This is a genomic window from Ancylobacter defluvii, assembly GCF_018390605.1.
GTDB classification, from domain to species: Bacteria; Pseudomonadota; Alphaproteobacteria; order Rhizobiales; family Xanthobacteraceae; genus Ancylobacter; species Ancylobacter defluvii.
In genome coordinates this window covers 716,945-740,613 of record NZ_JAHBGD010000024.1, presented here as the reverse complement: position 1 = coordinate 740,613, position 23,669 = coordinate 716,945, and the positions used below count along the sequence as shown (strand labels likewise).

At 67.6% G+C, this 23,669-nt stretch carries 24 protein-coding genes and 1 riboswitch; of the genes, 15 read left to right on the top strand and 9 right to left on the bottom strand.

The window, feature by feature from the left end:
• Positions 1-10: 10 nt before the first annotated feature.
• From KHC24_RS19650 to KHC24_RS19625, 6 genes are all read left to right on the top strand, one after another.
• Positions 11-958, top strand: a complete 948-nt coding sequence (locus tag KHC24_RS19650) for a hypothetical protein (RefSeq protein ID WP_213364986.1) — start codon at positions 11-13, stop codon at positions 956-958.
• Positions 955-1,728, top strand: a complete 774-nt coding sequence (locus KHC24_RS19645) for a glycosyltransferase family 2 protein (protein WP_213364985.1) — start codon at positions 955-957, stop codon at positions 1,726-1,728. Before KHC24_RS19650 ends, KHC24_RS19645 begins: the two co-directional genes overlap by 4 nt.
• An 87-nt stretch (positions 1,729-1,815) precedes the next feature.
• Positions 1,816-3,003: a two-component system sensor histidine kinase NtrB gene (locus tag KHC24_RS19640; RefSeq protein WP_213364984.1), complete on the top strand. Its 1,188-nt coding sequence runs from the start codon at positions 1,816-1,818 to the stop codon at positions 3,001-3,003.
• Positions 2,987-3,604, top strand: a complete 618-nt coding sequence (locus tag KHC24_RS19635) for a response regulator transcription factor (protein WP_213364983.1) — start codon at positions 2,987-2,989, stop codon at positions 3,602-3,604. The genes KHC24_RS19640 and KHC24_RS19635 overlap by 17 nt, the downstream gene beginning before the upstream one ends.
• Positions 3,605-3,744: 140 nt before the next feature.
• Entirely contained in the window at positions 3,745-4,080 is a 336-nt protein-coding gene (locus KHC24_RS19630) for a response regulator (RefSeq protein WP_213364982.1), read from the top strand.
• A gap of 92 nt (positions 4,081-4,172) precedes the next feature.
• Positions 4,173-4,853 carry a Crp/Fnr family transcriptional regulator gene (locus KHC24_RS19625; protein ID WP_213364981.1) on the top strand — a complete coding sequence of 227 codons (681 nt, stop codon included), beginning with the start codon at positions 4,173-4,175 and terminating at the stop codon, positions 4,851-4,853.
• A gap of 191 nt (positions 4,854-5,044) precedes the next feature.
• On the opposite strand, the gene hemN is transcribed toward KHC24_RS19625, so the two are convergent.
• Entirely contained in the window at positions 5,045-6,364 is a 1,320-nt protein-coding gene (hemN, locus tag KHC24_RS19620) for an oxygen-independent coproporphyrinogen III oxidase (protein ID WP_213364980.1), read from the bottom strand.
• A 63-nt stretch (positions 6,365-6,427) separates the two neighbouring features.
• Between hemN and KHC24_RS19615 the strand changes: the two genes are divergently transcribed.
• A complete protein-coding gene (locus KHC24_RS19615) occupies positions 6,428-7,543 on the top strand; it encodes an AbrB family transcriptional regulator (protein WP_213364979.1) in 1,116 nt (371 codons plus the stop codon).
• Positions 7,544-7,570: 27 nt separating this feature from the next.
• Here the strand turns inward: KHC24_RS19615 and hemA are convergent, their stop codons facing one another.
• The 6 genes from hemA to upp form a co-directional block, all read right to left on the bottom strand.
• Positions 7,571-8,797 carry a 5-aminolevulinate synthase gene (hemA, locus tag KHC24_RS19610; protein WP_213364978.1) on the bottom strand — a complete coding sequence of 409 codons (1,227 nt, stop codon included), beginning with the start codon at positions 8,795-8,797 and terminating at the stop codon, positions 7,571-7,573.
• 195 nt (positions 8,798-8,992) lie between these two features.
• Positions 8,993-9,490 (bottom strand): hypothetical protein, encoded by a 498-nt coding sequence (locus KHC24_RS19605; protein WP_213364977.1) that lies wholly within the window; start codon positions 9,488-9,490, stop codon positions 8,993-8,995.
• 179 nt (positions 9,491-9,669) lie between these two features.
• Positions 9,670-10,875: an agmatinase family protein gene (locus tag KHC24_RS19600; protein ID WP_213364976.1), complete on the bottom strand. Its 1,206-nt coding sequence runs from the start codon at positions 10,873-10,875 to the stop codon at positions 9,670-9,672.
• Between the two features lie 92 nt (positions 10,876-10,967).
• Positions 10,968-11,102, bottom strand: a riboswitch (guanidine-I (ykkC/yxkD leader).
• An 85-nt stretch (positions 11,103-11,187) separates the two neighbouring features.
• On the bottom strand, positions 11,188-11,802 hold the full coding sequence (locus KHC24_RS19595; protein ID WP_213364975.1) for a HupE/UreJ family protein: 615 nt from the start codon (positions 11,800-11,802) through the stop codon (positions 11,188-11,190).
• A 134-nt stretch (positions 11,803-11,936) separates the two neighbouring features.
• Positions 11,937-12,410: a nickel-responsive transcriptional regulator NikR gene (nikR, locus tag KHC24_RS19590; RefSeq protein WP_213364974.1), complete on the bottom strand. Its 474-nt coding sequence runs from the start codon at positions 12,408-12,410 to the stop codon at positions 11,937-11,939.
• A 21-nt stretch (positions 12,411-12,431) separates the two neighbouring features.
• Positions 12,432-13,094 carry a uracil phosphoribosyltransferase gene (upp, locus tag KHC24_RS19585; RefSeq protein ID WP_213364973.1) on the bottom strand — a complete coding sequence of 221 codons (663 nt, stop codon included), beginning with the start codon at positions 13,092-13,094 and terminating at the stop codon, positions 12,432-12,434.
• Between the two features lie 220 nt (positions 13,095-13,314).
• Here upp and KHC24_RS19580 point away from each other — a divergent pair, with 220 nt between their 5' ends.
• The 3 genes from KHC24_RS19580 (at position 13,315) to KHC24_RS19570 (ending at position 16,211) form a co-directional block, all read left to right on the top strand.
• Complete coding sequence (locus KHC24_RS19580) at positions 13,315-14,583, top strand: GTP cyclohydrolase II (RefSeq protein WP_213364972.1); 1,269 nt, start codon at positions 13,315-13,317, stop codon at positions 14,581-14,583.
• 73 nt (positions 14,584-14,656) lie between these two features.
• Entirely contained in the window at positions 14,657-14,956 is a 300-nt protein-coding gene (locus tag KHC24_RS19575) for an alkylphosphonate utilization protein (RefSeq protein ID WP_213364971.1), read from the top strand.
• 28 nt (positions 14,957-14,984) lie between these two features.
• Positions 14,985-16,211, top strand: a complete 1,227-nt coding sequence (locus KHC24_RS19570) for a URC4/urg3 family protein (protein ID WP_213364970.1) — start codon at positions 14,985-14,987, stop codon at positions 16,209-16,211.
• Between the two features lie 354 nt (positions 16,212-16,565).
• On the opposite strand, the gene KHC24_RS19565 is transcribed toward KHC24_RS19570, so the two are convergent.
• Positions 16,566-17,582, bottom strand: coding sequence for a Bug family tripartite tricarboxylate transporter substrate binding protein (locus KHC24_RS19565; protein ID WP_213364969.1), 1,017 nt, complete (start codon positions 17,580-17,582; stop codon positions 16,566-16,568).
• Between the two features lie 330 nt (positions 17,583-17,912).
• Between KHC24_RS19565 and KHC24_RS19560 the strand changes: the two genes are divergently transcribed.
• The 5 genes from KHC24_RS19560 (at position 17,913) to KHC24_RS19540 (ending at position 22,615) form a co-directional block, all read left to right on the top strand.
• On the top strand, positions 17,913-19,007 hold the full coding sequence (locus tag KHC24_RS19560) for an ABC transporter ATP-binding protein (protein WP_213364968.1): 1,095 nt from the start codon (positions 17,913-17,915) through the stop codon (positions 19,005-19,007).
• 70 nt (positions 19,008-19,077) lie between these two features.
• A complete protein-coding gene (locus KHC24_RS19555; protein ID WP_213364967.1) occupies positions 19,078-20,364 on the top strand; it encodes an ABC transporter substrate-binding protein in 1,287 nt (428 codons plus the stop codon).
• Between the two features lie 162 nt (positions 20,365-20,526).
• Positions 20,527-21,378: an ABC transporter permease gene (locus KHC24_RS19550; RefSeq protein WP_213364966.1), complete on the top strand. Its 852-nt coding sequence runs from the start codon at positions 20,527-20,529 to the stop codon at positions 21,376-21,378.
• 20 nt (positions 21,379-21,398) lie between these two features.
• Complete coding sequence (locus KHC24_RS19545) at positions 21,399-22,229, top strand: ABC transporter permease (RefSeq protein WP_213364965.1); 831 nt, start codon at positions 21,399-21,401, stop codon at positions 22,227-22,229.
• Positions 22,230-22,393: 164 nt separating this feature from the next.
• Complete coding sequence (locus tag KHC24_RS19540; RefSeq protein WP_213364964.1) at positions 22,394-22,615, top strand: hypothetical protein; 222 nt, start codon at positions 22,394-22,396, stop codon at positions 22,613-22,615.
• A 20-nt stretch (positions 22,616-22,635) separates the two neighbouring features.
• Here KHC24_RS19540 and lhpI read toward each other — a convergent pair whose 3' ends face one another.
• Positions 22,636-23,568: a bifunctional Delta(1)-pyrroline-2-carboxylate/Delta(1)-piperideine-2-carboxylate reductase gene (gene lhpI, locus KHC24_RS19535; RefSeq protein ID WP_213364963.1), complete on the bottom strand. Its 933-nt coding sequence runs from the start codon at positions 23,566-23,568 to the stop codon at positions 22,636-22,638.
• Positions 23,569-23,669 lie beyond the last annotated feature (101 nt).

Below are 23,669 nucleotides of genomic sequence, written 5' to 3'. Positions count from 1 at the left end.
GGGCCGGGCCATGATTCCCGTCATCGCTCCCTTCGGCATCAACTGGTTCTATGAGAGCCAGGCCGACAATCTGGCGCAGGACCTGTCGGCCTACGGGCTGCCGGCGGTGGCGGTTTCCTCCCGCAATGTCGCGGAGATCCGCGCGCGGGCCGGGAGCACGGTGCTGATCGTCAACCATTCCGAATGCCTGATCGCGGCGGAGCGGGAGAACCGTCGCGCCGAGCTGATCGCCGCTCTCAGTGCGTTCGAGCACCGCATCCTCATCAATTACGACACCATCTACTCGCACTGGTTCGGCAACCAGTTCCCGGCGGATGCCAGCCCGATCACCGCCATCGTCGACCTCACCATGGTGCGGCAGGTGGATATTCCGCTGGTGCGCGGCGTGCCCTACGTGTGGGCGCCGGAGGCGTTTTCCGCCCGCGAACGGGCGAGCGTGCGTCCGTGGGAGGCCGGCCGGCCGCTGCCCTGGGCGATACTGGGCCACGCCACCGCCGAGCGCGCGGCGTTCCTGTCCGCCGCGATGGAGACGCTGGGCAGCCACGGCCTGGCATTCCTGCCGCCGCACCGGCCGTTCGAGCGGCGCTCCGGCTTCGAGGCGGCGGAAATCGCGCGCGTGCTCGGCCGCTCCGACCTCTATCTGTGGAGCAGCCATCACAGCTTTCCCTATCATGAAGGCTTCCGGGCCCTGCACGCCGTGGCGGCGGGTGCGGTGCCCGCCAAGGTGGACCCGCTTAACGCCGCCCATTTCGCGCATGTCCCGTGGGTCTACCCGCACCTGCAGGCGGTGCGGGAGGCGCGGGAGGAGTTCGGGCTGGCGGCGATGTATCAGGCGGCCTTCGACTTCATCGAGCAACACGGCACGCTGGCCGGCAGCGTCGCCCGGGCGATCGCCCCCTGGTGTCCGGCGGCGCGGCAGTTCGCGGAGCGGAGCCGCGGACTGGAAGTCGCGCAATGATCGACGGGCGCAATCCTCACGGCGTGTCGATCTGCGTTCCCAACTGGAACCACCGCAACTATCTCGGCCGCTCCGTGGGCAGCGCGCTGCGGGCGGCCGAGGACCTGAACGCACGCGGGGTAGGGTGCCAGGTCATCGTGGCGGATGATTTCTCGCGCGACGGCTCGCAGCGCCTGCTGGCATCGATGGCGCTGGCGGACCGGCTCGGGGTGATCGACCCGATTCTGGCGACCGGCAATGAGGGCCTCGCCGCGACCCGAAACCGGGCGATGCGCAATGCGCGCTATAAGCATGTCTGCTTCATGGACGCAGACAACGAACTGATCCCGGAAAATCTTTACCATTTTTGGCGCGCCGCGCGGGACACCGGCGCGGCAATCACCTATGGTAACTTGGTGATGCACAATGGAGAGCGCTCGATCGGGTTGCTATCGAACGACTTCGTCGATGAGCGCATCTATGACATGAACTATATCGACGCCTTCTCCCTGGTCGATGCGGATCAGGTGGAAGAATTTGGCGGCTATTACGGCAAGCATGCCGCGGCACACGAAGATTGGGAGCTGCTGCTGCACCTCTGCGCCGAGGACAGGTTGCTGGTCTTTGTGCCGCTGGTGCTCGGCTATTACCACGTCGCCCCGTTGTCGATGATACAGACGACCCAGTTTGATCATTCGAAGATGCGGCGGGTCTATGCCCAGCGCAAAAGCGGTCTGCCCCTTGGCTTCGATGGACGCCGTATCTATCATCCCGATATTGGCTGGCTGTAATCCGACACCCGCACAAGGGATGGCAATTCGGGGCGCTGGCGGCCGCTCCAGCCCGTCGTGTGGCGTACTGCTGAGTAGATCGACATCATGCACGAAGCGACGGACCCGTGCGAGAGGACAGAGCCGAACACCGTGTCCGGGGCGCGCCTGCTTTCGGTGCTCGACACGGCGGCCGACGGCATCATCGTCATCGACGCGCGCGGCCGGATCATGGTGTTCAACAAGGCCTGCGAGAAGATGTTCGGCTTCCCCGCCGCGCAGGTGATCGGTGAGAACGTCAAGGTGGTGATGCCGACCGAATATGCCGTCGCCCATGACGAGTATATCGGCAGCTATATCCGCACCGGCGAGAAGAAGATCATCGGCATCGGCCGCGAGGTGCATGGGCGCCACGCCGACGGCACGGTGTTCCCGCTGGAGCTCTCCGTCGGCGAGGCGCAGACGCCGGACGGGCGGCAATTCATCGGCATCCTGCGCGACCTGCGCCCGCGCAAGGAGAGCGAGCAGCGCCTCGCCGAGCTGCAGAGCGAACTGGTGCACCTCGCCCGTGTCTCGGCGATCGACGAGATGGGGGCGGCGATCGCCCATGAGCTGAACCAGCCGCTCACCGCGCTGATGCTCTATCTGCAGGCGATCCGCCGCGCTCATGCCAAGGGTATCGACCTCAAGTCCATGACCGGCGACATCCTCGACAAGGCGACGGGCGAGGCGGAACGCGCCGGCCACATCATCCAGCGCATGCGGCAATTCGTCGAGAAGCGCGACCCCGTGCGCCAGCTGCGCGTGCTCGACCCGCTGGTGGACGACGCCATCGAGCTGACCCTGCTCGGCCAGCGCCACCGCATCGCCATCGGCCGCGAGCAGGAGGACAACCTGCCGCTGGTGATGGTCGATCCGGTGCAGATCCAGCAGATCATCGTCAATCTGGTGCGCAACGCCATCGAGGCGGCCGGGCAATCCAGGCGCCCCGCGGTGCGGGTCGCCACCCGCCGGACCGCCGGCCATGTGGTGCTGGAAGTCTCCGACAACGGGCCGGGCATCGCGCCCGAAGTACTGCCGAAGCTCTTCCAGGCCTTCGCCACCTCAAAGCATCGCGGCATGGGGCTCGGGCTTGCGATTTCACGGACGATCGCCCAGAACCACGGGGGCGATCTCGTCGTCGATCCCGGCGGACAGGGACGCGGTGCGTGCTTCGCCCTGTCGCTGCCGATCCGGGACGACAACAAGGCGGTCGAGGCCGAGCAGGGAGGACACGGGCATGGCGGGGCAGGGTGACATCTTTGTCGTCGACGACGATCCGGCGGTCCGCGACGCCCTCTCGCTGGTGATGAGCCTCGAAGGGTATCACGTGCGCAGCTTCTCCGACGGCGCCGCCTTCCTCGCCATTGCCCGGCAGAGCGTGCCGGCCTGCGTCATCCTCGACGTTCACATGCCCGGCCGTTCCGGCCTCGACATCCTGAAGGAGCTGGAGGCCGACCGCTATCCGGCGCCGATCTTCATCATTTCCGGCCAGGGCGACATCCCCATGGCGGTCGATGCCATTCGCCACGGCGCGCTCGACTTCATCGAGAAGCCCTTCGACGCCGACACCGTGGTGGAGCGGGTGCGCGAGGCGATCGCCGCGCAGACGCAGCGCGCCGGCAACGGGGCGGGCGACCTGCTCACCGCGCATTTCCCCGGCCACGACCTGCTGACCCCGCGCGAGCGCGAGGTGCTGGTGCAGATCGCCAACGGCGCCTCCAACAAGGAGGCCGGGCGCAAGCTCGGCATCTCGCCGCGCACTATCGAGGTGCACCGCGCCCGCATCATGGAGAAGCTCGGCGCCCGGAACGCCGCCGATCTGGTGCGCATCGTGCTGAAGGACATGCGCGCCTGAGCCGCGCCGCCGGCTGTCCCAGCGGCGCCAGCCTGTCACGCCCAGCCCCGCCGCCGGGCTTCGCATTCCTACGAATTGCCGTCATCCGCCGCCTTCGCCACCCTCAGGAAAAAGCGGGAGGCGCTGCGTTGCGAATTCACGTGCTCGAGGACGATGGCGGGGTGAGCGATTCGCTCGGCCTTGCCCTGAACAACCTCGGCCATGAAGTGGTCTTCCACAGGACGGCCGAAAGCTTCTTCTCCCAATCGCCCCCCGCTGCCAGCGATGTAGTGCTGGTCGATCTCAGCCTGCCCGGCATTCCCGGCGGGCAGGCGGTGCGGTGGCTGCAGCGCCTTGCCGGACCACCCCGCGTGGTGGTGGTGACCGGCCAGTCGCAAACCGTGATCGACCACCAGCTGCGCGGCCTCGGGCCGCTGATGGTGGTGCGCAAGCCGCTGGACTTCGCCGCGTTGGTCGCGGCGTTGCCGGATGTGTGAGTCGGCTTGCGCAGTTTCCCTTACGCAGCCGCCCCAACTATGCGCCGCAGCGCACCCGCCTATGGTTCGAGCCAGTCAGAACGGAGGCTCCCATGCGGCAGGCAATCGAGGATCGGATCGGCACCAGCCACGGCACCTCCACTATGCGCGGTTCCATTCATGCGGGTGGCCCGGCCGAACATCCGGTCCCGGGCACCCGCGTTCCCGCTCACACGACGCTGCTGCATGAGGGCGATCCGGCCCGGCGCATCATGGAGGTGGCCGAGGGCGCGGTGATGCTGACCAAGCTGCTGCCCGACGGTCGCCGCCAGGTGGTTGAATTGCTCGGCCCCGGCGACATGTTCGGCCTTGCCTGCGGCGATGCCTATGCCTGTTCCGCCGAAACGCTGACCGCCAGCCTGGTGGTCCCGCATGAGCGCGGGGCGCTGGAGCGCGACGCCGCGCTCGCCGCCCGGCTGCTGCGCCGCTTCGAGAGCCAGCTTTGCACCATGCATGCGCATGCGCTGGCGCTAGGACGCATGTCGGCGCTGGAGCGCGTGGCCTTCTTCCTGCTGCGGCTGATGCCGGAGCCGGCTCCCGGCGCGCCCCGCGACGGCTCGGTGCATATCGCCATGACCCGGCAGGAGATCGCCGACTTCCTCGGCCTGACGCTGGAGACGGTGAGCCGGGCGTTTTCCGAGCTGAAGCGCCGCGGCCTCGTCGCGCTGCTGCGCGCCGACGAGGTGCGCATCCGCGATCGCGGCAGCATGCAGCGCCTCGCCGGCGCCGCCTGAGACACACGAAATACGCCGGAGGGGGACAAACAAGAACAAGTTCATCCGGTCGTGCGGCATGAGGCGTTCAACCCCTTGGCGCTCTCGGCGCCGCTCCTTCACGCGCCCCGTGGCTTGCCGCGGGGCGTTTTGTTTTGCCGGTCGGTGCCGGGGCAACGTCGGTGCCAGGGCAACCCGGCCTTGGGCAACGCTCACACCGCGACCGAGTGCCGGGCAGCGCCCTGTTGCAGCCGGGCATCGAGCGCGGCGGCGGCGAGCCGCACGAAGGGCCGCCCGCTCGGCGTGACCTCCACGTGCCGGCCCTCGATTCGGATGAGCCCATCCGCCGCCAGCGGCGCCAGACGCGGGGTGGCCTCGATGAGGATCTCCTCGTCGAGATCCACCGCGAAATCGCACATCAGCCGTTCGATCAGCGCGCCGCGGCGCAGGTCGTCGCCGGTGAAGGCGACGCCGCGCACCGTAGCCAGGCCGCCGGCATCGATGGCGCGGATATAGGAAGGCGTATCCGCCGCGTTCTGGGTGAAGCCCTGCGGAAAGCGGCTGATGGCCGAGGTGCCGAAGCCGATCAGCGCCTCGGCCCGATCGACGGTGTAGCCCTGGAAATTGCGGTGCAGCCGCCCCTCGCGGGCCGCCACTGCCATCGGGTCGTCCGGCCGGGCGAAATGGTCGAGGCCGATGGCGACATAGCCGAGCGCCACCAGCGTCTCGCGCGCCGCTTCCGCCTGCTCCAGCCGCTCGGCGGCACCGGGCAGGGCGGTCTGGTCGATCAGCCGCTGATTCGGCCGCACCCACGGCACATGGGCATAGCCGAACAAAGCGAGGCGCTCGGGCTTAAGCTGCGCCGCTATATGGGCGGTGCGGCGCACGTCGCGCGCGGTCTGGTGCGGCAGGCCGTACATCAGGTCGAGATTGATCGCGCCGACCCCGTTCTCGCGCATCAGCCTCACCGCCCGCTCGACGGTTCCGAAGGGCTGCACCCGGCCGATGGCGCTCTGCACATGGGCGCTGAAGTCCTGCACGCCGAAGCTGACCCGGTCGACGCCGATGGCGGCGAGGGCGTCGGCCAGCGGCCCATCGGTCTCCCGCGGGTCGAGCTCGATGGCGTGCTCGGCCAGCGGCTCGAGGTCGAACCAGCCGGCGATGCGGGCATGGAGCCGGCGCAGCGCCTCCGGGCCGATCAGGCTCGGCGTGCCGCCGCCCCAGGCGATATGCGTGACCGGCCGGCCGCCAGCCTGCGCCGCCACCCTCTCGATCTCGCGCTCCAGCCGGGCGGCATAGGCGGCGACCGGACTGGCCCGCCGGGTCGCCTTGGTGGTGCAGCCGCAATAGAAGCAGATCGACGAGCAGAACGGCACGTGCAGATACAGCGACAGGCTGGCCCCGGCCAGCAGCGCGGCGAGCCATTGCGCGTGCCGGGCGGCATCGACCTCCGCGCTGAAATGCGGCGCGGTGGGATAGGAGGTGTAGCGCGGCACGGCGCGCTCGGCGTGAAAAAGAGCGGAACTGGTCATGCGTCGAAATTGACCTTCGTGGACGGGTGGCGCATTGATCCGCAGCAAACGAAATCGCCGTTGATGCCGAATCCGCAAACTTCCGAATCTCGCCGTGCCTGGTTGCGTCGACAGGGCTGGGCGCTCGCCACACTGGCGCTGGCCTTCGCCGGCGGCGGGCTGTTCGCCTTTCTCGGCATGCCGGCGGGCTGGCTGTCGGGCGCGCTGGTCGCCTGCGCCATCGCCGCATTGGCCGGCGCGCCGGTGCGGGTCGGACGACGGGTGCGCGACGTCACCTTCGTGGTTCTCGGCACCTCGATCGGCGCGGCGGTGTCGCCGGAAACGCTGAAGGGCATCACCACCTGGCCGGTGACCATGGTGGTGCTGATGGTCTCGCTGCCGGCGATGATGATCGTGGTGGGGCTGTATCTGGAGAAGGTCGCCAAATGGGACCGGCGCAGCGCCTTCTTCGCCGCCGCGCCCGGGGCGCTGTCCGCGGTGCTGATCATGGCGGAAACCTCCGGCGCCGATGTGCGCCGGGTGGTGTTCGGCCAGTCGCTGCGGCTGTTCGTGCTGGTGGCGCTGCTGCCGGCGGCGATGGGCGGGCTCGGCCACCAGCCCGCCGGGACGCTGCCGATCAACCCGGTGGTGCCGGACCTGTATAATCTGCTGCTGTCGCTGGGGGCGGGAGCGGTGGGCGCCTTCCTGTTCGAGCGGGTGCGGTTTCCCGGCGGCGCCATGGTCGGGGCGATGCTGACCAGCGGCGTGCTGCATGGCACCGGCATCGTGCAGGGGCGGCTGCCGGACCTGCTGCTGATCGCCGGCTTCGGGATTCTCGGCGCCAATTCCGGCGGCCGCTTCGCCGGCACCTCGTTGGCGACGCTGCGGCGCTTCTTCCTCGACGGGTTGGTGGCGCTGACGCTGGCGGTGAGCGTCGCCTTCCTCTTCGCGGTGGCGGCGGCTTGGCTCGCCGGCGAGCCGCTCTCCAAGGTCTTCCTCGCCTATGTGCCGGGCGCGCTGGAGGCGATGACCATCATGGCCTTCGTGCTCGGCGTCGATCCGGCCTTCGTCGCCGCGCACCATCTGGCGCGCTTCGTCGGACTGTCGCTGGCCTTGCCGCTGGTGGTGCGCTTCGTGTTCGGGCCGTCGGCGGTGCCGAAGGCCGGTACCGCCGATCCCGAGGCCGAAACCAAGGACTGACCGACTTCGCCCCGCTGCGCCGCCGTCTTACTCGGCGGCCTCCGCCTGGGCGACGAAGTCGAGGCCGAGCCGCGTCCACACATCGACCATGGCGGCGGTGAGCTGGGCGACGAGGGCATCGTCATGCAGCGGGCCGGGGGTGATGCGCAGCCGCTCGGTGCCGCGCGGCACCGTCGGGTAGTTGATCGGCTGGATGTAGATGCCGTGCTCGGCGAGCAGCATGTCGCTGGCCGCCTTGCAGGCCTCCGCGTCGCCGACCATCACCGGCACGATATGGGTGTCGGTGAGCAGCTGCGGCAGGCCGGCGGCCTCGAAGGCGTTCTTCACCTTGGCGACCTGCTCCTGCTGCCGGTCGCGCTCCGCGCTCGACGCCTTGAGGTGGCGGACCGAGGCGGCGGCAGCGGCGGCGACCGCCGGCGGCAGCGCGGTGGTGAAGATGAAGCCCGGTGCATAGGAGCGCACGGCGTCGATCACCGCCGTCTTGCCGGTGATATAGCCGCCGACCACGCCGAACGCCTTGCCGAGCGTGCCCTCGATGACGTCGACACGGTGCATCACCCCGTCGCGCTCGGCAAGGCCGGCGCCGCGCGGGCCGTACATGCCCACCGCGTGCACCTCGTCGAGATAGGTCATGGCGCCGTATTTCTCGGCGAGGTCGCAGATGGCGCCGATCGGCGCCACGTCGCCGTCCATCGAATAGACGCTCTCGAACACGACGAGCTTCGGCCGGTCGCCGGCCGCCGCGAGCAGCTCTTCCAGATGCGCAAGGTCGTTGTGGCGGAACACCGCCTTGTCGCGCCCGGCGTGGCGCACGCCCTCGATCATCGAATTGTGGTTGAGCGCGTCGGAGAGGATCAGGCAGTCCGGGATCAGCCGGGCGAGGGTGGAGATGCCGGTCTCGTTGGAGATGTAGCCGGAGGTGAAGACCAGGCCGGCCTGCTTGCCATGCAGGTCGGCGAGTTCGCGCTCCAGCTCGACGATGGCGTGGCTGTTGCCGGAAATATTGCGGGTGCCACCGGCGCCGGCACCCACGGTGCGAGCGGAGGCGCACATCGCCTCGACCACGCTTTCATGGCAGCCCATGCCGAGATAGTCGTTCGAGCACCAGATGACGATCTCGCGCGGGCCTTCCGGCGAATGCCACGTTGCGCGCGGGAAGCGGGCGGCGTCGCGCTCGATCTCGGCGAAGGTGCGGTAGCGCCGCTCGCTCTTCAGCGTGTCGACGGCGGCCTGGAAAATCCCGGTGTAATCCATCAGTGCATCCACTCTGCTTCGCCGGCAGCTGGCGGCCGGGGTTTCCGGCTGCCAGCTGCCAAGCGGGCGTCGTGGGCACCATGAACTTTGGATCGGTTCCGATCAACCGGTCAAAATGCCCACGCGGCGATCGAACGCGTGGCATTGCGACACGCGCGGCTCACGACTGCGCGAGCGCGACGCCGTGTGCCGGCGTCAAGCCTCGGTCAGCCTGCGCACTTCCGCCAGCGGCAGCGGGCGCAGGCCCTTGCCGTCGAAATAGACGAAGCGCAGCTGCTGGCGGCGCGACACCATGGCTTTCGGCAACGGATCGTAGCGGAAGCTGCCGCCGCCGAGATGCGGCATCACCGCGCCGATATCGGTGGTGGCGTTGCTCTCGACGCGCAGCAGGCTGACGCGGGTGCCGTCCTCGGTGATGGCGTCGAAGGGCACACGGGCCAGACGCAGGAAGCTGGTCGGGTCGGATGCCGCCGAGAAGCCCTCGACGAAGGCCTGCTCGACCAAATCGAGGTCGGGTTCGTCGTGATGGTGCTCGGCTGCCGGCGGCTGCTCGGGCAGATGCGGCGTCTGCCACTGCGCCACGCGCGCGGGGCCGTGGCCGTGGTTGTGGCCGGGGTGGGAGTGCGCATGGGCGTGGGAATGGCCGCCCGCGCCGTGGTCGTGGGAATGATCGTGGTCGTGTCCGCGATGCATGGATTGATATCCTTATCCTTTTCCTCTCCCCGCTGGGGGAGAGGTGGCCCGCGCAGCGGGTCGGTGAGGGGCTCTAACGATTGGGAGGCGTCGAGCCCCCTCACCCCACCCCTCTCCCCCACGGGGAGAGGGGAGTTTCCGGTCCGCGTGCCGCCTTCACAGCGGGCGATCCGGTTTCCTCAGAAACTCACCGGCTTGTCGATGATGTGCTTGTGCGAGCCGAGCTTGCCATGGGCGAGCATGGAGCCGAGCGCCTCAACCACCACGCGGGTGCCGAACAGGGCGGTGATGTCCGAGGTGTCGTAGGGCGGGGAGACCTCCACCACTTCCAGCCCGCACAGGCCTTCGGCGGCCACCAGCCCGAGAATCTTCAGCGCCTCGCGCGGCAGGAAGCCGCCCGGCTCCGGCCAGCCGGTGCCCGGCACGAAGCCGCAGTCGATGCTGTCGACATCGAAGGAGATGTAGACGGCATCCGCGTCTTTCCACGCCAGCTCCAGAGCGATCTCGGCGGCCTTTTCCAGCCCGATCTTCTCGATGTCGTCGATGGTTAGCACGTTGGTGCCGCGCTTGCGGGCCTCCTGCACGCCGTAGCGGGGAACCTGCCAGCCGCCGATGCCGAGCTGCACCAGGTTCTTCGGCGAGACGTTCGGCAGGTTGGTCGCCCAGTACCACGGCGTGGTGTGCATGCGCTCGTCGAGATCCTTCTCCTGGATATCGATATGGCGGTCGAAATGGATGATGCCGATGCGCTTCGAGGTGCATTCGGCGATGCCGCGCACGCAGGGAAAGCCGATGGAGTGGTCGCCGCCCAGCATCACCGGCAGCGCGCCGGAGGAGAAGACGTGGCTGACGCCCTTGGAGATCTGGTCGAAGCTCTTTTCGAGGTTCGCGGGAATGGTGAATACGTCGCCGACGTCGCACAGCGTCATCTGCTCGCGCAAATCGACGCCGAGCTCGTAGTTGTAGGGCGTGTAGAGCGCCGAGATGCGGCGGATGCCCTGCGGCCCGAAGCGGGTGCCGGGGCGGTAGGTGGTGCCGCTGTCGAAGGGAATGCCGACCACGGCGGCGTCATATTTGCCGACGTCGCGGACGTTCTCGACATAGGGCGCCTTCATGAAGGTGTTGATGCCGGCGAAATGCGGCAGCTCGCCGCGCGCGAAGGTGGGGATCGACTTGTCGTTGATGGAATCGGCGCCGGGCAGGCCCATGTCGAGCGCCCATTGCTGCTCCTTGCGCCAGCCATCCTCGGAGAGCTTTTCCTCGGATTCCAGTGCCTTCCAGCCCTGCATCCCCCGGATCTCGAAATTGGGATGATGGCGGCGCTGGCGGGCGGGTGCCGGGGCAAGGCCGGCGAAACGGGTCGAACGGGTGGGATGGGAACGCATCAAGGTTCTCTCCTTGCGATCAGTCCTAGCGACCGGTCTTTGGAGAACCCTTCGGACGAACCGGAGGGTCACGCCGCGAACCGCTCGCGCGAGCCTCCCGGGCTTTTATCCCGCCGTGGACCCGGCGAATGTGGTGGAGCGAGGCTCCGCCGCCGGGCTGTCCCTCTCGGCCCAGACGCACGCGGAGATACGAGATCGCCGATGCCGGAACCCTAGGGACGCCGATGAACGTAGCCGGGCTTCCGACGGATCGGAAGCCCGGAATAGCGGCACGTGCAAACAGAGGCGCCGAAAGTTTCGGCGCGCAGGCGATCAGATGACGCCCGACAACAGGCCGAGGCCGGTCACCGCCACCACGGCGCCGAGGGCCTGGGTGAGGCGCGGCGCGCGCGTTTCGCCGAGCTTGCCGAGCGCGAGGCCGATGCCGACACCGGCGATGTGCAGCGCCGCCGTGGCGAGCATGAAGCCGGCGGCATAGGCGAGGCCGGAGGCGTCGGCCGGCATTTCCGTACCGTGGGCATGGCCGTGGAACACGGCAAAGAAGCCGACCAGCGCCATGGCGGCACCGAGCGGCGCATTCTTCCAGCCCAGCGCGACGACGAGGCCGAGCACCACGATGGAGCCGACGATGCCGAGCTCGACGAAGGGCAGACCGACGCCCGCAATGCCCAGGAAGCCGCCGACCGCCATCAGTGCCACGAAGCTGGCCGGCACTGCCCAGATGGCCCGGCCGCCCAGCTGGGCGGCGAAGATGCCGACCGCCACCATGGCAAGCACATGATCGACACCGCCGATGGGGTGCATGAAACCGTGCGAGAAACCGTGGGCATCGCCGGCGCCGGTATGGGCGAAGGCGAGGGCGGGCATAAGCGCAAAGCCAGCGGCAAGCGCGGCGCGGCGCAGGTGGGACGAAACGGCGTTCGACATGACAACCCCTGTGGAACAGGCAGGCCGCCTTCGGGAAGCACCCGGTGCGTACGTCTGCGTATGATGATTTGACGAAATCAGCATACGTCGGAGGCAGGTCGGGTCAATCGGGTTTTCGCAGCTGCGAAGGCTTTTCACCGGGAGTGAACGTGCTCGTCCCCGTGATCTTGCCCATGGTTGTGCCCATGTTCGTGCGCTGAAGCGTCCTCGCCGGCCGGCACCAGATGCAGATGCCCGTAGCGCACGCCGCGCTGGGTGACGACGGTGTCGGCGAGATGCTTCACCTCGTCGGTTGCCCCTCGCAGCACCGTCACTTCCAGGCAGGTGCCATGGTCGAGATGGACATGCAGCGAGGCCACCGTGAGGTCGTGATGGCCGTGCTGCACCTGGGTGAGGCGCCGCGCCAGTTCGCGCTTCTCATGATCGTAGACATAGCTCAGCGTGGCGATGCAGGGCGCGTCGTCGGCCGTCGGCGCCTCCGCCATGCCGAGCGCGGTGCGCAGCGCGTCGCGGATCGCTTCCGAGCGGTTGTCATAGCCGCGCCGCGCGGCATGGGCGTCAAGGGCGGCGAGCAGCGCGTCGTCGATGGTCAGGGTCACGCGCTGCATGCAAGCCTCGCTCTGGATCGCTCACTTGGTGCCGAAGATGCGGTCGCCGGCATCGCCGATGCCGGGCACGATATAGCCGTGGTCGTTGAGGTGGCTGTCAACCGCGGCGGTGTAGACCGGCACGTCCGGGTGTGCCTCGTGGAACACCTTCAGCCCTTCCGGCGCGGCGATCAGGCAGACGAACTTGATCGACTGGCAGCCCGCCGCCTTCACCTGGTCGACCGCCGCCGCCGCCGAATTGCCGGTGGCCAGCATCGGGTCGAGCACGATGGCGGTGCGCTCGGAAATGTCGCGCGGCAGCTTGAGATAATATTCCACCGCCTGCAGCGACACTGGGTCGCGGTACAGCCCGACATGGCCGACGCGGGCGGCCGGCAGGATCTCCAGCATGCCTTCGAGAATGCCGCCGCCGGCGCGCAGCACCGAGACGAGGCAGAGCTTCTTCCCCGACAGGATCGGCGCCTGCATGGTGACGAGCGGCGTCTCGATCTCGGTCAGCTCCAGCGGCATGTCGCGCGTGACCTCATAGGCCAGCAGCATGCTGATCTCGCGCAGCAGCAGCCGGAACTCGTTGGCCGGGGTGCGCGAGCGGCGCATCAGCGTCAGCTTGTGCTGGATCAGCGGGTGATCGACCACGACGGTGGGGGGCAGGGCGGTGACGGACGCGGTGTCGGTCGTGGTCATGAGAGGCGCTCGCTGAAGGCGGGGTGTGAGGCGGTACAGAGTTCCACAAGCTAGCGGAAACGCGAAGGGCGATACATTCCGGCAATACAATTTTCGGACCAGTTCGTCCGAAAATTTCGATGTTCCGCCCGACACCCTCTTGCAGAACGTCACAGAACGCGCTCACATTCAGTGCTTCCCGAGGACCGGCCGCCAAGGCCGGGCGAGAAGCGAGCCAAACATGTCCGTCACTACCGGTTCCGGCGGTCGTTCCCGCAATCACATCGTCCTCACGTCCCACGGCGCCCCGACCGGCGTCTCCGCCAGCGCGCCAGCGCTCGACTGGGGCGCGCCGACGCCGCTCCAGCGCGGCCCGGTCGTCGCCACCCTCACCGATCCCAAGCGACGCAACGCCATTGGCACCCATGGCGGCGGCTATGCGGTGTATCGCGCGCTCGCCATTGCCGCCGGGGCGCTGCCGGCCGACTTCAAGGCCGACCTCACCAATACCGCGCCGTCCGACCTGATCGGGCCGCACCCGCAATGGGCGGACCCGGCCAAGATCGTCTCCATCGACCCCTATGGCCACATGATCGGCGAGGCGTTCGCCGATTTCATCGCCGAGGGCGTCGACGTGCGCCCGACCATCGCCATCACCCGCGCCCATATCGACATGCCGGAAATCCGCGACGCCATCCGCGCCGGGCGGCTGAAGATCGACGGCGACATCATCGGCCCCAAGGGCGATGTGCGCGTCACCAAGGCGGCGATCGATCCGGTGTGGTACCTGCCCGGCATCGCCGCCCGCTTCGGCATGGGCGAGGGGCAACTGCGCCGGGCGCTGTTCGAATATACCGGTGGCATGTTCCCCGAACTGGTGACGCGCGGCGACCTCAAGGTGTTTTTGCCACCGATCGGCGGCATGACGCTCTACATGTTCGGCGATCCCTCGAAGATCGGCGATGGCGTCACCCCCATCGCCTGCCGCGTGCATGACGAATGCAACGGCTCCGACGTGTTCTCCTCCGACATCTGCACCTGCCGGCCCTATCTCGCCCACGGCATCGAGATCTGCGTGGAGATGGCGCAGCAGGGCGGCACCGGCCTGGTGGTCTACAACCGCAAGGAAGGCCGGGCGCTGGGCGAGGTGACCAAGTTCCTCGTCTACAACGCCCGCAAGCGGCAGGAGGGCGGCGACCTGCCGGAGACCTATTTCAAGCGCACCGAATGCGTCGCCGGCGTGCAGGACATGCGCTTCCAGGAGCTGATGCCGGACGTGTTCCACTGGCTGGGCATCACCCGGATCGACCGCTTCGCCTCGATGAGCGACATGAAGTTCAACGCGCTCGACCGCGCCGGCATCCAGGTGGGGGAGCGGGTGCCGATCCCCGATGAGCTTATTCCGCAGGATGCGCGAGTCGAGATGGAAGCGAAGGTGTCGGCCGGCTATTACGGCGTCGGCTTCCAGAGTCAGTATGACGAGACGCAGGGGCGCGGCTTGAAGGAGTAGCGCGGCGGGTCGTCGCTTGCCGCACGGTGCATGGATGCCGGCGGCGCGCGTTTTCACGACGACAGGGGCGGTCATGACCGGCGACGACGATTATGTGTATGACGAGGCGACGGGCGAATGGCGTCCGGCCTCGGAGATGAAGGCGGCGACTGCCGCGGCCACGGCGGTGCGCGACGCCTCCGGCAACATCCTCGCCGACGGCGATTCCGTGGTGCTCGTCAAGGATCTGAAGGTGAAGGGTGCCGGCCAGACGCTGAAGCAGGGCACGGTGATCCGTTCGATCCGCCTGACCGACGATCCGGACGAGATCGATTGCCGCCACGACAGCATCAAGGGCCTGGTGCTGCGTACCGAATTCGTGCGCAAGCGCTGACGCCGGCCACTTCCGAGAAGGACGTCGCATGATCCCCCCCGAACTCGCCGCCCTGCGCTCGCCCCACGCCGTGCGCGCCCGCAGCCATATGGTGCTCGACCATGTGCTGGCGGGACGCTCGTCGCATTTCACCGTCGACGAGGCGCGGCTCGGTGCGGTGGCGGATTATGTGGCGGAGGTGACGCGCCATGCCTATCCGACGCTCGACATCCCCTATCATAGCCGCTGGCGGCACTTCGACGCCGGCGGGGTGGCCCGCTGGGATGCGCTCGCCGGCACGCTCGGCACCCTCGATGCGCAGGAAGCGGCGCGGATCATGGTCGACCTTGCGGTGGTCAGCGTGCTGCTCGACGCCGGGGCGGGCGATGCCTGGCGCTACCACGAGGACGCCACCGGGCTTACGGTGACGCGCTCGGAGGGGCTTGCCGTGGCCAGCCTGCGCATGTTCGAGGCCGGGGCGTTCTCTTCCGATCCGGCGGTGCCGCTGCGCGTCGATGCCGTGGCGCTGATCCGGCTCGATGCCGCGACGCTGGCCCGGCATTTCCAGCTCGGTCCCGGCAATCCGCTGGTGGGGCTGGAGGGGCGGGTGACATTGCTCAACCGGCTCGGCGAAGCGATGGCGGCCCGCCTGGACCTGTTCGGCGACGGGGTCACGCGGCCGGGCGGGCTGATCGATGCGCTGTTGCCGCAGGCACGGGTCGGCCGGCTGCCGGCGGCGCGCATCCTCGAGGCGTTGCTCGACGGGCTGTCGTCGATCTGGCCGGCGGGGCTGGTGGTCGACGGCGTGGTGCTGGGCGATGTCGGCCGGCATCCGGCGATCACGGTGCCGGACCGCTCGGCCGGGCTGGTGCCGTTCCACAAGCTGTCGCAGTGGCTGACCTATTCGCTGCTGGAGCCGTTCGAGGCGACCGGCGTGGTGGTGACCGACCTCGACGAGTTGACCGCGCTGCCGGAATACCGCAATGGCGGCCTGCTGGTGGATCTCGGGCTGATCGTGCCGCGCGAGCCGATCGACCCGGCGCAGAAGCACCCGGTGAGTTCGGAGATGATCGTCGAATGGCGGGCGCTCACCGTGGCGCTGATGGACCGGCTCGCCGCAGCGGTGCGCGAGCGGCTGGGGCTCGACGCCGCGCAGTTCCCGCTCGCCAAACTGCTGCAGGGCGGCACCTGGACGGCGGGACGGCAGATCGCCGCGCAGAAGCGCCCCGGCGGGCCGCCTCCCATCGCCATCGATGCCGACGGGACGGTGTTCTGAATGAACCGATGATCCGGGGGCTACTCCCTCTCGCCATCGGGGAGAGGGAGGGGTGAGGGCCCTTGCCGGCTCCCCGATGGGGTTGCCCCACCCCGCTGCGCGGGCCACCTCTCCTCTACGGCGAGAGGGAAGGGGCGCCGCACTGGTGGCGCTTCTGGACGATTGGACCTGTACCGACCGGAAGGTGTGAATGCCCGGGCCAAGTCCGGGCATGACGTTGTTCTGTACGGGATACTTCCGCAAACACCGCGTGGATGGCCGGGCTTGGCCCGACCATCGCAGCCTTCGGTCGGGGCGGCACCGAGTGTGGCGCGCCTCCCGTCTCTCCGGGAGAAGGAAGCTAGCTGCCGCCGCTCAATCCAGCTGCGCGCCGGACGCCTTGACGATCGGCGCCCATTTGGCGATCTCGGCCTTCACATGCGCCTCCAGCTCCGCCGGGGTCGAGCCGACCACGATGGCGCTGAAATCGGCGAGCCGCGCCTGCACCGCCGGATCGGCGATCGCCTTGTTGGCGGCGGCGTTCAGCTTGGCCACCGCCTCCGGCGGCGTGCCGGCCGGGGCGAACAGCGCGTTCCACGTATAGGTCTCGTAGCCCGGCAGCGTCTCGGCGATGGCCGGCACGTCGGGGAAGGACGGCGCGCGCTTGGCGGTGGTGACGCCCAGCGCCCGGAGCTTGCCGCTCTTGATGTGGCCGGCCGAGGAGGGAAGGTTGTCGAACATGATCGGCACCTGGTTGGCCAGCACGTCGTTCAGTGCCGGACCGGCGCCCTGATAGGGGATGTGCTGCATCTGCACCCCGGCCATGCTCTTGAATAGCTCGCCGGAGAGGTGGAGCGGCGTGCCGTTGCCCGAAGAGGCGTAGCTGTATTTGTCGGGATCCTTCTTGAGCAGCTCGATCAGCTCGGAGACGGTCTTGGCCGGGAACTCGGGGTTCACCACCAGCACGTTGGGAATCACGGCCAGCAGCGAGATCGGCGCGAAGCTCGTCACCGGGTCATAGGGCATCTTCTTGTAGAGGGCCGGATTGAGCGCGTGCGTCGCCACCGTGCCCATGAGGATGGTGTAGCCGTCCGGATTGGCCTTTGCGACCTGCGCGGCGCCGAGATTGCCGCCCGCTCCACCCTTGTTCTCCACCACCACCGACTGGCCGAGCTCCTGGCTCATGCGCTGGGCAACCAGCCGGCCGACGAGATCGGTCGAGCCGCCGGCGGAGAAGGGGATGACGAGGGTGATGGGGCGATCGGGAAAGCCCTGCGCCGCCGAGGGGCCGGCAGCGAAGGCGAAGGCGGCGGCGCTGGCCGCAGCGAGCAGGGTGCGGAACGTGGTACCGAACTTGGCGCCGAAGACGGCACGAGGCGTAACGCGGAACATGGCGTATCTCCCATTGGGGCGGGTGGCGGCATCTTGTCGGAGTGCCTTTTGGTCACGTTCCCCGATTTGCTGGCCGCGCTCAACGCCTTCGCCGCAAAGTTCGACCAATGGACCACGGGTTTTTCAGAATTGGATTCGATTAGTCGGAAAATTGTATCCGATTTGAACACGGCTCGCGCACTATGCCCAAAAGCTGGGCGTCCGATTGGCGGCTTTCCCGTCTCGACCCGTCGGGTCGACGCCGATTCCGGCATCCGATATCCCCGGCGACAATTGGCATAGGCTTTGCGAAGATCATCATCGAGCGGAGGAGCGAGGGTGACAGGCCAGATGAGCAAAGGCGCCGACATCGAGCTGATCCAGGTGACCAAGCGCTATGGGGCGGCGCTGGCGGTCGATGCGGTGTCGCTCAAGATCCCCAAGGGCACCTATTGCTGCCTGCTCGGCCCTTCCGGCTGCGGCAAGACCACCACGCTGCGGATGATCGCCGGGCATGAAAGCATCACCCAGGGCGATGTCCGCCTCGGCCCGACGGTGGTGACCGACCTGCCGCCCGCCCGGCGCGGCACGGCGATGATGTTCCAGAGCTACGCGCTGTTTCCCCATCTCGACACCGTGGACAATGTCGCCTTCAGCCTGAAGATGAAGGGCGTCGACAAGTCGACCCGCCGCGCCAAGGCGATGGAGATGCTGAAGCTGGTGCAGCTCGACCATCTCGCCGAGCGGCGGCCGGCGCAACTCTCCGGCGGCCAGCAGCAGCGTGTGGCGCTGGCCCGCGCGCTGATCACCGATCCACAGGCGCTGCTGCTCGACGAGCCGCTGTCGGCGCTCGATCCGTTCCTCAAGATCAAGGTGCGGCAGGAGCTCAAGAAGCTGCAATTGCAGCTCGGCATCTCGTTCATCCACGTCACCCATAGCCAGGAGGAGGCGATGGCGCTTTCCGACCTGGTGGTGGTGATGAATGGCGGGCGGATCGAGCAGGCAGCCGAGCCGCGCGAGGTGTTCAACCGCCCCGCCACCGCCTTCGTCGCCCGCTTCATGGGCGATCACAACGTCCTCTCCGGCCGCGTCGCCGGCAGGGCCGATGGCGCTGTGACCTTCGAGGTGCCGGGCGGGGTCTCCTTCACCGCACCGGACGAGGCGGGGCTGGAGCCCGGCGCGCCGGTGGAGATCGCCGTGCGCACCGACCGCATCCGCATCGCCGATGCCGTCATTCCCGGCTGCGGGCTGACCGGCCTGGTGCAGAACATCGAATATCACGGCCAGAAGGTGCAGGTGGCGCTCGCCGCGCCCGGGGTCGACGACTTCGCAGTGCAGGTGCCGGAATCCGCCTTTTTCGCCAAGCCCCTGTCCATTGGCGAGGCGGTGCCGCTCGCCTGGACGCCCGACGACATCCACCTCCTCAAGCCTTCGCCTTCCGCCTGACAACGACACGGCAGACAGACACGGCCGCGCGACGCGAAATCCCAGCCAAACGACATATCGGGAGACAGACATGACGAAGAAGACCACCTCGAAGGGCGTCAGCCGCCGCCAGTTGCTCAAGGGGGCGGCCGCGGCGGGCGGCCTCGCCGCCGGCGCCGGCGTCGTCACCGGCTTCCCGACCATCTGGGCGCAGAACCCGATCACCCTGCGCCAGTTCGGCACCGGTGTGTCGAACCTCAACGCCATCGCCGAGAAGTGCAAGGCCGATCTCGGCATCACCCTGCAGATGACCGCGCTCGATTCCGACGCGGTTTCGCAGCGCGTGGTGACCCAGGCCAGCAGCTTCGACATCGCCGACATCGAATACTGGATCTGCAAGAAGGTGTTCCCGGCCGGCACGCTGCAGCCGATGGATGTGAAGAAGATCAAGTATTACGACGACATCGTGCCGATCTTCACCACCGGCAAGCTGACGCCGGAGAGCAAGATCGCCCAGGGCACCGCGCCGAACACCGTCGGCTTCGTCGAGGGGCCGGAATCCAAGGTGTTCGCCAAGGCGCCCACCCAGTGGATGACGCTGATCCCCACCATCTACAACGCCGACACGCTCGGCATCCGTCCCGATCTCGTCGGCCGGCCGATCAAGAACTGGAAGGACATTCTCGACCCGGCCTTCAAGGGCAAGACCTCGATCCTGAACATCCCGTCCATCGGCATCATGGACGCGGCGATGATCTGCGAGAGCGCCGGCATCATGAAGTATGGCGACAAGGGCAACATGACCAAGGCGGAGATCGACGGCACCATCGATTTCCTGATCAAGACCAAGAAGGCCGGCCAGTTCCGCGCTTTCTGGAAGACCTTCGACGAGAGCGTCAACCTGATGGCCTCGGGCGAAGTAGTGATCCAGTCCATGTGGTCGCCGGCGGTGGCGGCGGTGCGCTCCAAGGGCATTCCCTGCGTCTACCAGCCGCTGGAAGAGGGCTACCGCGCCTGGGGCGGCGGCCTCGGCATCGCCAAGCACCTCAAGGGCGCGCAACTCGACGCCGCCTATGAATACATCAACTGGTACATGTCCGGCTGGGTCGGCGCCTATCTGAACCGCCAGGGCTACTATTCGGCCGTGCTTTCCACCGCCGAGAAGAACATGACGCCGGACGAATGGGCGTTCTGGATGCTCGGCCAGCCGGCCAAGGCCGACATCCTCTCGCCGGAGGGCAAGGTGATGTACACGGTGGGCGCGGTGCGCGACGGCGGCTCCTTCAAGGAGCGCATGGGCGCGGTCGCCTGCTGGAACTCGGTGATGGACGAGGACCGCTACATGGTTCGCCGCTGGAACGAGTTCATCGCCGCCTGATCTGTGGCGGAGCAAGGTCTCCGAGAGTGCGCCTTCCTCTCCCTCTCCCCGTCGGGGAGAGGGATGGGGTGAGGGGTCTTCTTGACGGGAAGCCACCTTGCCCTTCATCCAGCCCTCTCCTTGACAAGGAGGGGGTTATCGCCCGCTCACCGGATTGCCCGCATGACGCTCTCACGCCTCGCGCCCTATCTTCAGGCGACGCCGCTGACGCTGATCCTGGCGGCCTTTCTGGTGCTGCCCATCGCCACCATCGTGATGGTGAGCTTCTGGGATTATGATTCCATCCAGATCTTCCCGGCCTTCGTCTTCACAAACTACGAGGAGACGATCACCTCGCCGGTGACCTGGAACACCTACATCAACACCTTCAAATACACGGTGATCGTGTGGGCGGTGACGCTGTTCGTCGGCTTCTGGGTGGCTTACTACCTCGCCTTCCATATCCGCTCGACGACCATGCAGATGGTGCTGTTCCTTGTCTGCACCATTCCGTTCCTTACCTCGAACATCATCCGCATGATCTCGTGGATCCCGTTCCTCGGCCGCAACGGGTTGCTGAACCAGACGCTGATGGGCATGGGCGTCATCAACCAGCCGCTGGAATTCCTGCTGTTCTCGGATTTCGCGGTGGTACTCGCCATGGTGCATCTCTACACGCTGTTCATGGTCACCCCGATCTTCAACACGCTGATGCGTATCGACCGGGCGCTGGTCGAGGCCGCGCGCGACGCCGGGGCCAATGGCTGGCAGATCCTCACCAACGTCATCATCCCGCTGGCGAAGCCCGGCATCGCCATCGGCTCGATCTTCGTGGTGACGCTGGTGATGGGCGACTTCATCACCGTGCGCTTCATGTCCGGCGGCCAGTCGGCCTCGGTGGGCCTGATGATGGCCAACCAGATCGCGCTGCTTCAATACCCCGCCGCGGCGGCGAATGCGGTGATCCTGCTGATCATCGTGCTGCTGCTGGTCGGCGGCATCCTGCGCATCGTCAATATCCGCAAGGAACTGTGAGGCGAGGGAGACAATCTGCGATGAACTCGGAAAAGCGGGGCCTCGGCTTCTACATCCTTACCGCCTTCTTCGCGCTGTTCGTGCTGTTCCTCTACGGCCCGCTGACGACGATCTTCATCCTGTCGTTCCAGGGGCCGAATGGCGGCCTCACCTTCCCGATGAACGGCAGCTCGGTGCACTGGTTCAAGAACCTTTTGTTCGAGCAGCAGGCGGTGGGCGATTTCGGCGGTGCCTTCTCCCGCTCGCTCATCCTCGGGCTGATGACCATGATGGCGACGGTGGTGGTGTCGCTGCTCGCCGGCCTCGCCTTCCGCCGGCGCTTCCTCGGTTCGGGCCCGCTGTTCTACCTCACCATCGCCAGCCTGATCGTGCCCTCGATCCTGATCTCGCTCGGCATCGGCCTCGCCTTCCAGGTGTTCGGGCTGAGCCCGGCCTGGTATTCCTCGGCCTTCGGCGCGCACCTCACCTGGACGCTGCCGTTCGGCCTCCTGATCATGTTCGCGGTGTTCAATCGCTTCAACCCGGCCTATGAGGAAGCGGCGCGCGACCTCGGCGCCACCTCTTGGCAGACCTTCGCGCATGTGGTGCTGCCGATCATCCTGCCGAGCCTCGTCGGCGTCGGCCTGTTCGGCTTCACCCTCTCCTATGACGAGTTCGCCCGCACGCTGATGACGGCGGGTACCTTCAACACGCTGCCGCTGGAGATCTACGGCATGACCACCAACGTCACCACGCCGGTGCTCTACGCGCTCGGCACGGTGACGACGCTGTTCTCCATGGGCATCATCGTGGTGGCGCTTGTCGCCATCGCCGTATTGCGGAAGCGCCGGGCACGCAAGGTAGCCGGCTGACTCCTGACGCTGCGGAAATATTCGACCTCACAGAGGCTTGCGCAGAAACTGCTTGCCGGGGCGGGCAAGGAACCGGATAGTTCGTGGCGGGTTGATGTCCAGAATAAGTCGTGCGGCTGGAACCCACCGGGCCGAAGCGGCGTGGACGTTATGGGAGAGACGCCATGAACATCTGCACCACGGACCGCAGCATCTGCGATCTGCTCAGGGAAGTGGCCAAGGACGACCGCAAGCATGCTTTGATCATCAAGCTGCGCAGCGGCGACACCGTCACCGCCTATGGGCCGATCGAGGTGGCGGACCGTTTCATGCTGTGCCGCCTGCATGACAACAACTACCAGGGCAACCAGCTGATCGCGCTCGACACCATCGAGTTCATCCGCTGAACGGCTGTCGCTGACGCGAATCAGTCCCCGACCACCAGACGTGCGGCGGCGAGGTCCTCCAGCGCCGCGCCTACCGATTTGAACAGCGTTATCTCTTCCGTCGTGCGTCGGCCGGGATGCCGGCCGCGCGCGAGGTCGTGCAGATCGGCCCGGAGCGCCTCGGCCGACCACAGGCCGGCCCGCATCGGCTGCAGCAGGTCGCCCGCCTCGGCCAGCGCCCCGGCACGGGTGTCGACGAACACCTCGGCGCGCTGCACCAAGGCGTCGTCACTCTCGCGCATCGCCGGATTGAAGGCGCCGACCAGATCGATATGGGTGCCTGGCCGCACATCTGCGCCCTTCACCAGTGGCGCGGTCGAGGTGGTGGCGCAGCTGACGATGTCCGCCTCGCCCACCGCGGTGGCGAGATCGCTTACCGCCCGCGCTTCCACGCCGCTGGTGCCGATCGCCGCGGCGAGCGCCTCGGCCTTGTCGCCGCGGCGTCCCCACACCAGCACCCGTTCGATCGGCCGCACCGCGCGATGCGCCTGCGCGAGCTGTGCCGCGACATGGCCGGTGCCGACGAGCAGCAGGGTGTGGCTGTCCGGGCGCGCTAGCCAGGAGGCGGCGAGCGCCGAGGCGGCGGCGGTGCGGCGGTTGGTCAGGGCGTCACCCTCCATCACCGCGCGCGGCTGGCCGGTGATGCCGTCGAACAGGGCATAGAGCGAGCCTACCGCGCCGAGCCCATGGGCGGAATTGTTCGGAAACACCGTGACCAGCTTGGTGCCGATGGCCTCGCCGCGCTTCCAGGCCGGCATGGTGAGCAGATGGCCGGGCGCGGTCGGCGTGCCGACGTCGAAGGCGCCACGCACCGGCATCGGCTCGTCATGGCTGGCGAAGGCCTCGCGCAGCGCCGCTACCAGGCGGGGATAGTCGAGGGCGGCCTCGATCTCCTCGGTAGCATAGAAGCGCATTGGCGGGTCTCCTGAACAATAGCAAAACGGGCGCGAAACTAGAGCATGTTCCGCGCCAGCGGAATGGGCCTTTGGGTGTGGCGGGGCTCCAGCCTGTTGAA

What these genes read in the sequence shown, in the direction of transcription:
- hemA (WP_213364978.1), bottom strand. Translation starts at nt 8,797, where the DNA reads ATGGATTACACCGGGATTTTCCAGGCCGCCGTCGACACGCTGAAGAGC.
- KHC24_RS19555 (WP_213364967.1), top strand. Translation starts at nt 19,078, where the DNA reads ATGACGAAGAAGACCACCTCGAAGGGCGTCAGCCGCCGCCAGTTGCTC.
- KHC24_RS19560 (WP_213364968.1), top strand. Translation starts at nt 17,913, where the DNA reads ATGAGCAAAGGCGCCGACATCGAGCTGATCCAGGTGACCAAGCGCTAT.
- KHC24_RS19570 (WP_213364970.1), top strand. Translation starts at nt 14,985, where the DNA reads ATGATCCCCCCCGAACTCGCCGCCCTGCGCTCGCCCCACGCCGTGCGC.
- KHC24_RS19650 (WP_213364986.1), top strand. Translation starts at nt 11, where the DNA reads ATGATTCCCGTCATCGCTCCCTTCGGCATCAACTGGTTCTATGAGAGC.
- upp (WP_213364973.1), bottom strand. Translation starts at nt 13,094, where the DNA reads ATGACCACGACCGACACCGCGTCCGTCACCGCCCTGCCCCCCACCGTC.
- KHC24_RS19640 (WP_213364984.1), top strand. Translation starts at nt 1,816, where the DNA reads ATGCACGAAGCGACGGACCCGTGCGAGAGGACAGAGCCGAACACCGTG.
- KHC24_RS19575 (WP_213364971.1), top strand. Translation starts at nt 14,657, where the DNA reads ATGACCGGCGACGACGATTATGTGTATGACGAGGCGACGGGCGAATGG.
- nikR (WP_213364974.1), bottom strand. Translation starts at nt 12,410, where the DNA reads ATGCAGCGCGTGACCCTGACCATCGACGACGCGCTGCTCGCCGCCCTT.
- KHC24_RS19550 (WP_213364966.1), top strand. Translation starts at nt 20,527, where the DNA reads ATGACGCTCTCACGCCTCGCGCCCTATCTTCAGGCGACGCCGCTGACG.
- KHC24_RS19545 (WP_213364965.1), top strand. Translation starts at nt 21,399, where the DNA reads ATGAACTCGGAAAAGCGGGGCCTCGGCTTCTACATCCTTACCGCCTTC.
- KHC24_RS19580 (WP_213364972.1), top strand. Translation starts at nt 13,315, where the DNA reads ATGTCCGTCACTACCGGTTCCGGCGGTCGTTCCCGCAATCACATCGTC.
- KHC24_RS19595 (WP_213364975.1), bottom strand. Translation starts at nt 11,802, where the DNA reads ATGTCGAACGCCGTTTCGTCCCACCTGCGCCGCGCCGCGCTTGCCGCT.
- KHC24_RS19605 (WP_213364977.1), bottom strand. Translation starts at nt 9,490, where the DNA reads ATGCATCGCGGACACGACCACGATCATTCCCACGACCACGGCGCGGGC.
- KHC24_RS19635 (WP_213364983.1), top strand. Translation starts at nt 2,987, where the DNA reads ATGGCGGGGCAGGGTGACATCTTTGTCGTCGACGACGATCCGGCGGTC.
- KHC24_RS19645 (WP_213364985.1), top strand. Translation starts at nt 955, where the DNA reads ATGATCGACGGGCGCAATCCTCACGGCGTGTCGATCTGCGTTCCCAAC.
- KHC24_RS19540 (WP_213364964.1), top strand. Translation starts at nt 22,394, where the DNA reads ATGAACATCTGCACCACGGACCGCAGCATCTGCGATCTGCTCAGGGAA.
- hemN (WP_213364980.1), bottom strand. Translation starts at nt 6,364, where the DNA reads ATGACCAGTTCCGCTCTTTTTCACGCCGAGCGCGCCGTGCCGCGCTAC.
- KHC24_RS19615 (WP_213364979.1), top strand. Translation starts at nt 6,428, where the DNA reads ATGCCGAATCCGCAAACTTCCGAATCTCGCCGTGCCTGGTTGCGTCGA.
- KHC24_RS19625 (WP_213364981.1), top strand. Translation starts at nt 4,173, where the DNA reads ATGCGGCAGGCAATCGAGGATCGGATCGGCACCAGCCACGGCACCTCC.
- KHC24_RS19600 (WP_213364976.1), bottom strand. Translation starts at nt 10,875, where the DNA reads ATGCGTTCCCATCCCACCCGTTCGACCCGTTTCGCCGGCCTTGCCCCG.
- KHC24_RS19565 (WP_213364969.1), bottom strand. Translation starts at nt 17,582, where the DNA reads ATGTTCCGCGTTACGCCTCGTGCCGTCTTCGGCGCCAAGTTCGGTACC.
- lhpI (WP_213364963.1), bottom strand. Translation starts at nt 23,568, where the DNA reads ATGCGCTTCTATGCTACCGAGGAGATCGAGGCCGCCCTCGACTATCCC.